Raw genomic sequence first — 13,241 nt, 5'->3', positions numbered from 1 at the left:
CAGACCGTTTCGGACGGTCTCGACTTGCCGCCGCTTCACACGGTCATTCCACGGGTTTCGTCGTCAGATACGCGGCCCCCGCGGCAAACCGGCCCTTTATGGTTCCTTTGCCGATATCCAGCATCCGTTGACGAAACCGCGTCAAATAAGCCCGATCTTCCTCGACAATATCATATCCTTGATCGAAAAGCGGCTCGCGGGATGCGACGACGATCACCATTTCCCGCCCGAACGGCGGGGAAACGCGGAATCGGGCTGCTTTTTCATCCAAACCGAAAAAGGCGTCCGTCCCGGCCGGATATTGTTTATCACCCTTCTGCCACCCGACCAGGTGAACCGCGTCGCCGCCGGACTGCAGATAGGTGACGTACAAATAGGCGGGAAAATCCGGGGTCGTGACACGGATACCCAGATAGTCGTCTTGTTTGAACGTCGACGTCTTTGTTTGATCGACGGCAACCGTTTCAATGGCCAATCCCTGGGGGCGCGCGAAGGTCCGCGCGAAGGTGTTCAGTGCCTCGCATTGCGGCCAGGGACGGACCCGAACCTTCAGCGCCGCTTGCTGTGTTTCCGCATGGCTCGCCAGAACCCGGCCCAGTTGCGCCAAGTCCTCCTCCACCGCGACATAGCCGTTCAGGGTTCGAAGCGCCCCATCCTTGATTTCCATGGAAAGATTGGCGCATTCGAAACCGCCGGCAACAACCGCCAAGTCGGCTTTCCATTGCCCGCTGGTCACGGCCGGTTTCTGCGCCAAGCCCTGTACCATGTTCGGTTCGCTGGTGTTCTGACCGACGGTCGGTTCGGTCGCTGCCGGCTCGACCGCGGGCGGGGATATGGTCTGCTGGGCCGGTTCATTGACTGCCGCGGCATTGGCGGCCGCGACGACCTCCCGCGCGGCGGCCAATTTTGCGTCGGAAAAATCCGCCACCTCGGCTACGAAGGCAGAGTCTAGATCGGAGAAAATCGACCGATAACTCAGCCAGCCCAGGCCTTGGTCGGCCCATTCCCGTCCCCAACTGTTGAATGCCCGAAAGGCGCGCTTTTCCTCATCATACCCGACCAGGACCATGGCATGAACGAAGTCCGGCGCGCCGGCGACTTGTTGGTCATAGACCTCACCTTGTTTGAGGTCGACCAACGACTCGTCGACCAGCATGCCGATCACCACAGGATTGCCGCTGGCCAGTTGGCCTTTGATATCGTCCAACCTGTCGTGCTCAAGCCGCCGCCAACCATCGATACGGTTCTGTTGCGCCAGTGATTGCAGCGCCGGATCAGGCAAATCGGAACAGGCATTCTCGCGATAAGGAAATTGATCGAACGGCACGGTTCCGCGTTTTTCCAGGAACTTCAGTGCATCGGAAATCCGGATCGGCTCCGCACAGTCGCTTCTGTCGGTCTTCAATTGATTGTAGACAAAGCCGGGGCTTAAACCGCGTGCCGGGCGGGACTGCGTTTCGACATTCCGGTAAAAACCGCGCAACCCATATGATACCGACCATGCGGTGCAGGATCCCTGCGTGCCTTGGTTGCCGGCTTCCGGAAACATGTCTGAAAGATCGACTCTGTCCGGCAGATAATCGCGATAGGCCGGTACCGATCGAAACCGTTCGTACTGCACCGGATCTTCCCGCAACAATCCGGTTCCGGGCTGATCGGCCGCCGATTGCGCAACGGCGGGCAGGATAACGCCGGCCGCGAGAATAAGCCCGGCTGCCGAAACTGCCGCGAACCAATTCAGGGAAGGAAGTCTTACCACCATCTTGGAGTACTCATTGCACCCGACCTATCGCCGATAGAACAGGACCCGATCGGCCTTGCCGGTATCTTTGTTGTATTCGACCAGGACGTTGTAGTCCTGTGCCGGACGCAACATTTCTTCTGCTTCGTGCGCCTTGAAGGCCGAAACGGCGATATCCAGCAAAACACCAACGATGCCGCGCGTTTGCCGCTCATCCTCACTCAATTTCTCGCGCGCCTGCACGTCCCCGCCGCTTTCCTTCACCTTGGAAAACCATCGATCCAGACGCTCCGGCACGTCGTTCAGGCTGAAGGCTGCGGGAACATCCACCGCGATCATCGATTTGTCGGCGGCCATCTCGCGGGACAGATCCTCGTCGAAACCGGCAAAATCCAGGAAAATGAGCTCTGATTCCGGATTCACCCGGGTCACCGGCTGGGTTGTGTTCGATTGCGCGACAGGGGGCTCTGTTTCTTCCACAGCAGCCTGTTGCACCGTTTTCGGCGTTTTTTCAGGGGCATCGGCGGAATCCGGCGTTGCCGGTGCCGGGTCAGTCGTCACCGCCTGGGTTTCCGTCGGCGGTTTCCGCGGCGATGTGGACTGGCAGGATACCAAGGGAACGGCCAGCAGCAGAGCTGAGACCAAGTATGCACGGGGCTTAACCGAAATTGTCATTGGTCGCTCCAAGTCTTCCGCCCCAACTTCCGACAAGACACCTACGATCCAATATTTGCGATCGCTTATTCACCATCTCGGCAGTCAAGCTAATCTGTTTTCTTTTTCAAGGCCATAGGTAAGTTCTACCTGGGGTCTATGCGCACCCTTCGGCAGCCTTGATGAGCTGCGTCGCGACAATCCGTTGTCGTCCGAAAAAGGGATGTGAACGGATTGGCCTTGCAGGCCGGGCGTGAGATACGACGGTCTGCGCTAAATTGAGGCAGTGCAATAAGCCGCCCGAGACCTTATAAGTGCGGCAGGAGCTTGACGGACATATTCATGAGTGACACTTCAAACGACACTGACATTCCTGAGCTGTGCCGAAGCTGTGAGGCGCGCCATAATGGTATTTGCGGCGCGTTGAGCGGCAAGGAATTAAAGTATCTCAGCCAGCATACCACGAAGAAAACGGTTCCGGCCGGGACCGAACTTGTGGGCGAGACGGAGGCTGCGGAATCCTTCGCCAACATCATGGGCGGCGTCGTGAAGCTGAGCAAAATGATGCCGGACGGTCGCCAACAGATTGTCGGGCTTCAATTCGCACCGGATTTCCTTGGCCGTCCGTTCCAGGAAACATCCTCGATCACCGCGGAAGCGGCAACCGCCGTCAAACTCTGCGCGTTTCCGCGCTCGAAGCTGGACGCGATGATGAAGGAAACGCCCGGCGTCGAACAACGGCTGTTGCGGCAAACGTTGAAAGAGTTGGACGAAGCGCGCCAATGGATGCTGACGCTGGGCCGAAAGACGGCCTCCGAAAAGGTCGCCAGTTTCCTTTATATGATCGCGGCGCAAATCGACCCTGAACGGGACCTGGAAGATAATCTTCCTATCACCTTCGATCTGCCGCTCACCCGCGCGGACATCGCAGATTTCCTGGGCATGACCATCGAAACGGTCAGCCGCCAGTTCACCAAGCTTCGAAAAGAAGGCATCATTGAACTGGAGCAGAGCCGCCACGTCACGGTTCCGGATATACAGCGTCTTCGAGACGAGACAGGCGAGTTTTGATCGGCTCGATCAGGACGATGCATTCGAAGTCCACGTGCCGCGTCAGACTAACGAAGAATCCACGTAACATATAGCCCATCGCTTCGGCGCTTTTGTGATCCGCGCAAATGCCCCATTGGGACAACTCTTCCGCGACTTCCTCCGCCAGCAATTCCGTTTCGTAGTACTCGGCGCAAAGCCGTTCCAGAATTGCGTCGATATTGCTGAGGTCGTTCAAAACCCGGCGCGCCAAATCACAGAGGTATTCCTTCTTGTAGTCATGCGCCGATCGCAGCGTAGGGACCAACGTTCGGGCAAGCCGCATGCAAAGCGACGGATCGACATCCATAGGCAAGGAATCGGCCACCGTTTCCAATTCCCGACAGATCGCCCGCTGCCGCGACTGATGGCTTTCAACGACCGCAAGTATCTCCTGCCCCTCCAACAAGGACGGGGTCTGCATCGGAAAGCCGTGCGCCGTGATTTTTCCGTTTTCGACAGACATTCCTATTCCGTTTCCGCCCCAGCGGCTGTGTGACATTTCGCCCATCGGTATATTCGTTTTCGATCAAATCATTTAAGGTAAGTCACTGTAGTCGCGTGTTCCCTGTCCTGTTTTGATCGAAATCAAAGCCGGCGCGGGTGGGAAGCATTAAGAAGCGGCCTTACATAGGCGGATTTTGCCGCCAACTACTGTTGGTCAAACAGTGAAACGGCGTTCCGACACACCGAGAGGTGACGGAATGCGCCCTTTTACGAGGTCTCGGGGATATAAAACATGAAACTAACATTGCAGGTCATCGCTTTGGCGATAGCGGCAGTGGTCGCCTTGATAGGGGCGGCACAAGGCGCTGACGCGCTTTTCCGCGCCCATTCCTGGGTTTTGCTGCTGGTTCTGGTACTCACGGCATTCTTTCTTCTGTCGCGCGGACAGTCGCGCACGGTCGATTCGACCGGGGAAGTAGGATATATGGACGGCCCGATACGCTACGGCGTCGTCGCCACAGTATTCTGGGGAATCGTCGGCTTCCTGGTGGGCGTTGTGATCGCGTCGCAATTGGCGTTTCCGGCGCTAAACTTCGAGCCCTATTTGAACTTCGGACGCGTCCGCCCGCTGCATACCTCGGCAGTGATTTTCGCGTTCGGCGGTAATGCCCTGCTATGCACCAGCTTCTATGTCGTGCAACGAACCTGTCGGGCCCGCCTGTTCGGCGGTGACGCGGCCTGGTTCGTGTTCTGGGGCTATCAGCTGTTCATCGTTTTGGCCGCCACCGGTTATCTGTTGGGCGTCACCCAGTCCAAGGAATATGCGGAACCGGAATGGTATGTCGATCTGTGGCTGACCATCGTCTGGGTCGTCTACCTGATCGTCTTCCTGGGCACGATTTTGAAGCGGAAAGAGCCGCATATCTATGTCGCCAACTGGTTCTACCTGGCCTTCATCGTGACCATCGCGATGTTGCATGTGGTGAATAACCTGTCCCTGCCCGTCTCGTTCCTGGGATCCGTCAGCTACTCCGCCTTCGCCGGCGTGCAGGACGCCCTGACGCAATGGTGGTACGGCCATAACGCGGTCGGCTTCTTCCTGACCGCCGGCTTCCTGGGCATGATGTATTATTTCATGCCGAAACAGGCCGAACGCCCGGTTTATTCCTATCGCCTTTCTATCATCCACTTCTGGGCCCTGATCTTCCTATACATCTGGGCCGGTCCCCATCACCTGCACTACACGGCGCTGCCGGATTGGGCGCAGACGCTGGGCATGGTCTTCTCGATCATGCTGTGGATGCCCTCCTGGGGTGGCATGATCAACGGGCTGATGACGCTTTCCGGCGCTTGGGACAAGCTGCGCACGGACCCGATCATCCGCATGATGGTCATCGCGGTCGCCTTCTACGGCATGTCGACCTTCGAAGGTCCGATGATGTCGATCAAGGCGGTCAACTCGCTCAGCCACTACACGGACTGGACCATCGGCCACGTGCATTCAGGTGCGTTGGGCTGGGTCGGCATGATCACCTTCGGGGCGATCTACTTCCTGGTGCCGCGTCTGTGGGGCCGCAAGCAGCTTTACTCACTGCGGCTGGTCAACTGGCATCTGTGGTTGGCGACCCTGGGCATCGTGGTCTACGCCGCCGTGATGTGGGTTTCCGGCATCACGCAAGGTCTGATGTGGCGCGAATACGACGCTGAAGGCTTCCTCGTCTATTCCTTCGCCGAGTCGGTCCAGGCAATGCACCCCTACTTCGTCATCCGGACGTTGGGCGGGCTGCTCTACCTGATCGGTGCGTTGGTGATGGCATACAATCTGGTTCAAACGATCCGTGGCCGCGTCCGGGATGAGGCACCCCTCGTCACCGCCCACGCAGCTCCCGCGGAATAGGAGGAAGCGTCATGTCGTTCCTTTCCAAGCATAAAGTCATCGAGACCAACGCGACGCTTCTTCTCGTCTTGTCGCTGCTGGTCGTCTCGATCGGCGGTCTCGTCGAAATCGTCCCGCTTTTCTATCTCGACAATACGATCGAGAAGGTGAAGGGCATGCGTCCCTACTCTCCCTTGGAGTTGCTGGGCCGGCGCATTTATATCCGCGAGGGGTGCTACGTCTGCCACAGTCAGATGATCCGCCCCTTCCGGGACGAAGTGGAACGGTACGGACCTTATTCGCTGGCGGCGGAGTCGATGTACGACCGTCCGTTCCAGTGGGGTTCAAAGCGTACCGGGCCGGATCTGGCGCGGGTGGGCGACCGCTATTCCAACGAATGGCACGTCCAACACCTGATCAACCCGCAGTCGGTGGTGCCGGAATCGGTCATGCCGTCCTACGGCTTCCTGAAGCATAACGAGCTGGATGGCAGTCTGGTCGCCAAACACTTGTCGACGAACGCCACGCTCGGCGTCCCGTATTCCGACGAGATGATCGAAAACGCGGCCGCCGACTTGGCCGCACAAGCCGACCCCGACGCGGATTGGGAAGGCGTGGAGGCCCGTTATCCGAAACTCAAGCTCGGCGATTTCGATGGCGATCCAAGCCGTTTGACCGAAATGGACGCGCTGGTGGCGTATCTGCAAATGCTCGGCACTCTGGTCGATTTCACGGCCTACGACGCCGAAGCCAACTTCCGATAAGGAGGGCGTAGTTATGGATTACGAAACCGTAAGACACGCAGCAGACAGTTGGGGTCTTGTGTACCTCTTCGTGCTCTTCGTGGGCGTGATCGCCTACACGTTTCGTCCCGGCGGCAAGAAAGCCGCGGACGATGCCGCGAACATCCCTTTGAAGGAAGACAAGTAAGATGACTGCACCTCATAAAGACGAATTGAGCGGCGTCGATACCACCGGTCACGAGTGGGACGGCATCCGGGAACTCGACAATCCGCTGCCGCGTTGGTGGCTCTGGGTGTTCTATGCCTGCATTGCCTATGCGATTGGGTACTGCATCTATTACCCGGCCATTCCGCTCATCAACTCCGCCACGCAGGGTATTAGCGGCTATTCCAGCCGCGCCGAACTGCACCAGGAAGTCGCCGCGGCCGAAGAAGGCCGGGCGGGCCTGATAGCACAGATCGACGCCACGAATGTGGAAGACATCGCGAAGAACGACAGCCTCCACCGTTTCGCGGTTTCGGGCGGCGCGTCGGCCTTCAAGGTCTATTGTTCGCAGTGCCATGGGTCGGGCGCACAAGGGTCGCCGGGCTATCCGAACCTGAACGACGACGTGTGGCTTTGGGGCGGTACGGTGGAGGAAATCCATCAGACCATCACCCACGGCATTCGCTATAACGGTGACGAAGATACGCGTTTCTCGGAAATGCCGGCCTTCGGACGGGATCAAATCCTTTCCGGCAGCGACGTCCGGGCAGCCGCCAATTTCGTCGGCAAACTCGCCAACCTGGAACACGATGCCGCATTGGCAGAGGCCGGGGCGACGGTTTATGCGGATAACTGTGTGAGTTGCCATGGCGAAGCCGGCAAGGGAATGCGCGACCTCGGTGCGCCGAACCTGACCGACGCCGTCTGGCTGTATGGTGACACGGTGGCCGAAATCGCGGCCCAGATCAGCGCCCCCCAACACGGTGTCATGCCGGCATGGGGTGAGCGTCTGGGCGATGTCACCGTCAAACAGCTCGCTGTCTTCGTCCACTCCCTGGGTGGCGGCGAATAACAAAGGCGAAGAACAAAACGCCTAAAACAATAAGTGACGCGTCGTTCGCAAAGAACGTATTCGACGATCACGTGCCCCCGCCGAAGGCCTTAGGGCGCAAGGCCGGGGGCACATAATTTGGGTACGGAATGGGGTGTTTTTTTTGATAAGAAAGGTTCCAAACCGTGAGTGAAAGTCCATCCGTTTCCGACGCCCAAAGTGCTGATCCCAAGAGCTTGGAGAGTTTCGACGTCGAAGCCGTCAACCGGCGCGATCGTCAGGAGCCGCTCTATGCGGCCCGCAAGAAAATCCACCCGAAACGCGCCGAAGGCCGTTTCCGCTCCCTTAAATGGGTCATCATGGTGGTCACCCTCGGCATCTATTACCTAACGCCGTGGATCCGCTGGGATCGGGGTGAGTTCGCCCCGGATCAGGCGGTTCTGATCGACCTCTACCACCGCCGTTTCTATTTCTTTTTCATCGAGATCTGGCCGCAGGAATTCTACTATGTGGCCGGCTTGCTGATCATGGCCGGGATCGGCTTGTTCCTGGTCACCTCTTCTGTCGGCCGCGCGTGGTGCGGCTATACATGTCCGCAAACCGTCTGGGTCGATTTGTTCCTGGTCGTCGAACGCGCGATCGAGGGCGACCGCAACAAGCGGATCCGCCTGGACAAGGCCCCGATGAGCGCTGAGAAAGCCGTCAAACGCGTCTCGAAACACACGATCTGGCTGTTGATCGCCGCGTCGACCGGCGGCGCCTGGATCTTCTATTTTGCCGACGCCCCCAAACTGGCGGTCGACCTGTTCACCGGCAACGCGGCCGGCGTTGCCTATGCGACCGTCGCCGTGCTGACCTTTACCACCTACACGCTGGGCGGTCTGATGCGGGAACAGGTCTGCACCTATATGTGTCCCTGGCCGCGCATTCAGGGCGCGATGCTGGACGAGCATTCCCTGACCGTCACCTATAACGATTGGCGCGGTGAGCCGCGCTCGCGTCACCAGAAGAAATTGGAAGCGGCGGGAAAAAGCACGGGGGATTGCATCGACTGCAATGCCTGCGTCGCCGTCTGCCCGATGGGGATCGACATTCGCGACGGCCAACAGTTGGAATGCATCACCTGCGCGCTGTGCATTGATGCCTGCGACGGCGTAATGAGCAAGCTGGGCCTGGAAAAGGGTCTGATTTCCTATGCCACATTGAACGACTACAACGCCAATATGGCCAAGGCCGTCAACGCCAATGGGGAGATTGAACCCGACCGTATCCGCAATTCCGCGGGCAAGCTTATCGATACACTCACCCACACGAATTGGCGCTCGATCATCCGCGTCCGGACCATGATCTATATCTGCGCATGGGCTGCCATCGGCTTTGCCATGCTGGGCGTGCTGCTGACGCGGGAGCGGTTGGACCTGAACGTCCTGCATGATCGGAACCCGCTTTTCGTGACCTTGTCCGACGGATCGATCCGCAACGGTTATACGGTCAAGATTCTGAATATGATGCCGGAACCGCGACTGATCCAATTGACCATCGAAGGTCTGCCCGGCGCACGGCTGATCATTCCCGACATCAAGGACAATCCGGAAGACGCAGTCCTGCTGCCGGCCGAACCCGACCAATTGGAAACGGTTAAAGTTTTCCTTTCCATGGACCCGAAAACCCTGACCGAGCAAAAGACGCCGTTCCGCTTCGTCGTCCAAGACATTAACGGATCGGAACGGGACAGTTATGATGCTGTCTTTGAAGCGGGAGAATCGAAATGATGCCGCGTGAGGTCACTGGCCGACACGTCCTGCTTTGGATGGTGCTGTTCTTTGGCGTGATCGTCGCCGTGAATCTGACTTTGGCCTTTTACGCCACCGACTCCTGGACAGGCCTTGTCGTGAAGAACAGCTACGTCGCCAGCCAGCACTTCAACGAGGACCTGGACCGGGCGGAGGCCCAGAAGGCGCTCGGCTGGCAGCACGAATTCTCGTTAAACGGCCAGCAGATCATCTTCACATTGAAGGACCGTGACGGCCGGCTTGTGCCTTTGGACTCCGTAACCATCCATGCCGGGCACCCCGCGGCCGAATTCCAGGACCGGGTCATCGAACTCGCCAAGGTCGTCGGCGGTCCCTATCAGGCATCGAACGATTTACCGCCCGGCGAATGGAACCTGGAAATCCGGGCCCTGGCGAAGGATGGAACGGAATGGAAAGTGCGCTATCGCAGCACGATCCAGGAAAAGGGAGCGACCTGATGAGCTGCTGTGCCGGTGGAACCACGGTCAATGCTGCCGCATCGACGGACGTTCCCTCGCGAGACGCGGTTCTGCATTCCTCGCAGAAACTCGACGACGGTCGGATACGCACCGTCCTGGCCGTGCCGGACATCCATTGCGGCGGTTGCATCCGCAAGGTGGAAGGCGCGTTAAGCGCCCTGCGGGAATTGGAAGAACCGCGCGTCAATCTGTCGACCAAGCGTGTCGTTTTCCACTGGAAAGAAGACGATATAGACGCCGTGCCTGTTTTCGCGGCGTTGCGCCGGGTGGGGTATGAGCCGAACCTGATCAGCCCGGACGCCATCGTCGTTGACGACACCCGCAAATCGCTGTTCCGCGCCCTAGCCGTCGCCGGTTTCGCGGCCGGGAATATCATGCTGCTTTCCGTTTCCGTTTGGTCCGGGGCGGACGCCGCAACACGTGATCTGTTCCATTGGATCTCCGCACTCATCGCGATCCCGACCGTCGGCTATGCCGGCCGCGTCTTCTTTCGCCCGGCCTTGCGGGCCCTGGCGGCACGCAGCCTGAACATGGATGTGCCTATTTCACTGGCCATTCTGCTGGCGACAGGCATGAGCATCTTCGAAACCTGGAACCACGGAGCCCATGCCTATTTCGATGCCTCGGTAACCCTGCTTTTCTTCCTGCTGATTGGCCGTACGCTGGACCATATGATGCGCGAACGCGCGCGGGACGCCGTCGCCGGGCTGGCGCGGATCACGCCCGACGGGGCAACCGTGATCGGCGAAGACGGTAGCCGGCATTGGCATCCCCTGGATGAGGTCGAGGCCGGCATGTGCCTTCATATCGCCGCCGGGGACCGTATTCCCGTGGACGCCACCGTTCGGGAAGGCAAAAGCGATATCGATGCCGCCATCGCGACGGGCGAAAGCGTTCCCATCACCGCGCAGGAAGGCACGACCCTGTCGGCGGGCATGCTGAACCTGACCGGGCCGCTGGTCGTCGAAGCCGCGAAAGCCGCCAAGGATTCCTTCCTGTCGGAAATGCTGCGCATGCTGGACGCCGCAGAAGGCGGGGCGCCAGCCTATCGCAAATTGGCGGACCGCGCAGCCGCCGTCTACGCACCGGTCGTCCATCTGGCCGCCCTGTTCACCTTCCTCGGTTGGATCTGGGTAACCGGCGATTGGCGGCAGTCGCTCTTCTCCGCCATCGCGGTGCTGATCATCACCTGCCCCTGCGCGCTGGGCCTCGCGGTGCCGATCGTTCAGGTCGTCGCGGCCTCGCGCCTGTTCCGCAAAGGAATCATGCTGCGCGACGGCACTGCCTTGGAGAAACTGGCCCAAGTCGACCATGTGGTTTTTGACAAGACCGGCACGCTGACCGTCGGCATGCCCCGCCTTCAGGACGCCGGGAAGCACGGGTCCCGTGTTCTTGGCATCGCCGCCGCGCTCGGCACCAACAGCCGCCATCCCTATTCCCAAGCCCTGGCCCAGGCAGCGGGCGAAAACAACATCCGCCCGGTTGTCGGCCTGACGGATGTTCGGGAAATCCCCGGCGAAGGCATTGAAGGTACGCTGGACGGGGAGCGTTATTTCCTGGGCCGTTCCGCGGCCGGCGGCAATGGCGTCGAACTGCGCCGCGGGGATGACGTGCTTGACCTGTTCCGGTTCGAAGACCGGATGCGCGCCAATGCCTCTGAAACAATCTCGGCGCTGGAACAGCAGGATATCGCCTGCGAAATCCTCTCGGGCGACAATGGCGAAACCGTGGCGCAGGCCGCCCAAGCACTCGGCATGACCGACTGGCGCGGCGATTTACGCCCGGCCGATAAGATCGCGCGAGTCCAAGCGCTGCAGTCGATGGGCCACAAGGTGCTGATGGTGGGTGACGGTTTGAACGATACGCCATCCCTCGCCGCCGCCGATGTCTCCATGGTGCCGTCCAAGGCCGCCGATATCGGCCGACAGGCGGCAGGTCTGGTCTTCCTGCATGAAGGGCTCGATGCGGTCACCAGCGCGGTCACCGTCGCGCACAGGGCTCAGGCGCTGATCCGCCAGAACTTCGCTTTGGCCGTGCTCTACAACATCATCGCCATTCCACTCGCCGTGCTTGGCTATGCGTCGCCGCTTGTCGCGGCGCTCGCCATGTCCGGCTCGTCGATCGTCGTCATCCTGAACGCGCTCCGCTTGAACGAGGCGGCATCGACCCCATTTTCTTCGATAGGCGCTTGGCTCACCCGCAGGGGGGCCCGGCGTGCCTCGGGCAACGCCCGCCACGGCAAACATGGGGTAGCGACACTATGAACGTTCTACTGTTCCTGATCCCGACCGCCTTGTTCCTCGGCGCCCTTGGTCTGGCAGCTTTTCTCTGGTCGCTGAAGTCCGGCCAATATTCCGACCTGGACGGCGCCGCCTGGCGCGCGCTGAACGACGACGAGGACGACAAGCCGCTCTGATCGCTTGCCACCAAGCGTGCAAGCTTCCTTGACGCGGGCAGCCCTTCCCCTGTTCCACCCTTCGATGCTGTAATCCCTCAAGCAAACAACAAAGGGTTAGGGAGAGACTCATCATGACGGGAATCGATTTTTCCGGCGACATAGCTTTCGTGACCGGGGCGACAACAGGGATTGGCCGCGCGGTCGGCAAGGCATTGGCGGCGGCCGGCGCGCGCACGGTGCTGAACGGTAGGGGCGAAGAAGAAGCCAATTCGATTCTCGCCGAAATCCGCGCCGCGGGCGGCACGGCCGAATTCGTGCACGGCAGCCTCGCTGATCTGGACGGTTGGAAAACCATGCTGGCTGAGGCGAAAGCGGTTTACGGGCCCTTCTCCATCTTCGTGCATTGCGCCTCGCCCCGCCGGTTGGAAAGCCAGAATGTCCTGACCGTCACCGAGGACGAATGGGACGCCATGGTGAACACCAATTTGCGCAGCGGCTTCTTCCTGGGCCGTGAAATCGCGAAAGACATGCGCGCGGCGAATATCAAGGGCCGGATGGTCTACATGACCTCGCTGCATTCCTATTCCCCGCGAAACCTTCCCCATTACAGCGCGTCCAAGGCGGGGCAGATGATGGTGGTGCGGGAACTCGCCCGCGCGCTGGGCCCGGACGGCATCCGCGTCAACGGCGTCGCGCCGGGCGCCATTCCGGGCGGCGGCTTCAAGGCCAACGTCCGTGCCTTTGAGGAAAAGATCCCCATGGGCCGCACCGGCACGCCGGAAGACTTGGCTGCCTCGACCCTGACCCTGCTGTCCGATACGCACAGCCCCTACGTCACCGGCGTCATCCTGCCGGTGGACGGCGGCCTCGCCCAATACAACTGGATCGATCGGCCCGACGAATTGGAGTGAACCCGGTCGAGGACCGGCATAAGGCGAGCAGGACTGGCCCCAAAGTTGCAATTCAGCATGGTGTCGTAATTCT

Annotated in this window: 13 protein-coding genes; 10 read left to right on the top strand and 3 right to left on the bottom strand. The window is 59.8% G+C overall.

The window, feature by feature from the left end:
* Positions 1-43: 43 nt before the first annotated feature.
* Together EOI86_RS02305 and EOI86_RS02300 are read right to left on the bottom strand one after the other, a co-directional pair.
* A complete protein-coding gene (locus tag EOI86_RS02305) occupies positions 44-1,762 on the bottom strand; it encodes a C1 family peptidase (protein WP_127763527.1) in 1,719 nt (572 codons plus the stop codon).
* Between the two features lie 24 nt (positions 1,763-1,786).
* On the bottom strand, positions 1,787-2,416 hold the full coding sequence (locus EOI86_RS02300) for a hypothetical protein (RefSeq protein ID WP_127763526.1): 630 nt from the start codon (positions 2,414-2,416) through the stop codon (positions 1,787-1,789).
* A gap of 321 nt (positions 2,417-2,737) precedes the next feature.
* Between EOI86_RS02300 and EOI86_RS02295 the strand changes: the two genes are divergently transcribed.
* On the top strand, positions 2,738-3,466 hold the full coding sequence (locus EOI86_RS02295; RefSeq protein WP_127763525.1) for a Crp/Fnr family transcriptional regulator: 729 nt from the start codon (positions 2,738-2,740) through the stop codon (positions 3,464-3,466).
* Here EOI86_RS02295 and EOI86_RS02290 read toward each other — a convergent pair.
* Positions 3,417-3,950, bottom strand: coding sequence for a hypothetical protein (locus EOI86_RS02290; protein WP_127763524.1), 534 nt, complete (start codon positions 3,948-3,950; stop codon positions 3,417-3,419). The two genes, EOI86_RS02295 and EOI86_RS02290, sit on opposite strands and share 50 nt — an antisense overlap.
* 465 nt (positions 3,951-4,415) lie before the next feature.
* On the opposite strand from EOI86_RS02290, the gene ccoN reads away from it, so the two are divergent.
* The 9 genes from ccoN to EOI86_RS02245 all read left to right on the top strand — a co-directional run bounded on the left by ccoN (position 4,416) and on the right by EOI86_RS02245 (position 13,168).
* On the top strand, positions 4,416-5,828 hold the full coding sequence (gene ccoN / locus EOI86_RS02285; protein WP_240035614.1) for a cytochrome-c oxidase, cbb3-type subunit I: 1,413 nt from the start codon (positions 4,416-4,418) through the stop codon (positions 5,826-5,828).
* A gap of 11 nt (positions 5,829-5,839) precedes the next feature.
* Complete coding sequence (gene ccoO, locus EOI86_RS02280) at positions 5,840-6,571, top strand: cytochrome-c oxidase, cbb3-type subunit II (protein WP_127763522.1); 732 nt, start codon at positions 5,840-5,842, stop codon at positions 6,569-6,571.
* Positions 6,572-6,584: 13 nt separating this feature from the next.
* The gene (locus EOI86_RS02275) at positions 6,585-6,737 is read left to right on the top strand and encodes a cbb3-type cytochrome oxidase subunit 3 (protein ID WP_127763521.1); all 153 of its coding nucleotides are present in this window, start codon (positions 6,585-6,587) and stop codon (positions 6,735-6,737) included.
* Between the two features lies 1 nt (position 6,738).
* A complete protein-coding gene (gene ccoP / locus EOI86_RS02270) occupies positions 6,739-7,608 on the top strand; it encodes a cytochrome-c oxidase, cbb3-type subunit III (RefSeq protein WP_127763520.1) in 870 nt (289 codons plus the stop codon).
* Positions 7,609-7,772: 164 nt separating this feature from the next.
* Positions 7,773-9,359 (top strand): cytochrome c oxidase accessory protein CcoG, encoded by a 1,587-nt coding sequence (gene ccoG / locus EOI86_RS02265; protein WP_205032021.1) that lies wholly within the window; start codon positions 7,773-7,775, stop codon positions 9,357-9,359.
* Positions 9,356-9,838, top strand: a complete 483-nt coding sequence (locus EOI86_RS02260; protein WP_127763519.1) for a FixH family protein — start codon at positions 9,356-9,358, stop codon at positions 9,836-9,838. Before ccoG ends, EOI86_RS02260 begins: the two co-directional genes overlap by 4 nt.
* Positions 9,838-12,123 (top strand): heavy metal translocating P-type ATPase, encoded by a 2,286-nt coding sequence (locus tag EOI86_RS02255; protein WP_127763518.1) that lies wholly within the window; start codon positions 9,838-9,840, stop codon positions 12,121-12,123. The genes EOI86_RS02260 and EOI86_RS02255 overlap by 1 nt, the downstream gene beginning before the upstream one ends.
* Positions 12,120-12,275 carry a cbb3-type cytochrome oxidase assembly protein CcoS gene (gene ccoS / locus EOI86_RS02250; protein WP_127763517.1) on the top strand — a complete coding sequence of 52 codons (156 nt, stop codon included), beginning with the start codon at positions 12,120-12,122 and terminating at the stop codon, positions 12,273-12,275. The genes EOI86_RS02255 and ccoS overlap by 4 nt, the downstream gene beginning before the upstream one ends.
* A 113-nt stretch (positions 12,276-12,388) precedes the next feature.
* A complete protein-coding gene (locus tag EOI86_RS02245; RefSeq protein ID WP_127763516.1) occupies positions 12,389-13,168 on the top strand; it encodes an SDR family NAD(P)-dependent oxidoreductase in 780 nt (259 codons plus the stop codon).
* Positions 13,169-13,241: the final 73 nt, after the last annotated feature.

It is taken from the genome of Hwanghaeella grinnelliae (assembly GCF_004005845.1).
In the GTDB taxonomy this organism is placed as follows: domain Bacteria; phylum Pseudomonadota; class Alphaproteobacteria; order UBA8366; family Aestuariispiraceae; genus Hwanghaeella; species Hwanghaeella grinnelliae.
The sequence above is the reverse complement of the archived record's forward strand: the minus strand, read 5'-3'. Positions and strand labels throughout refer to the sequence as shown.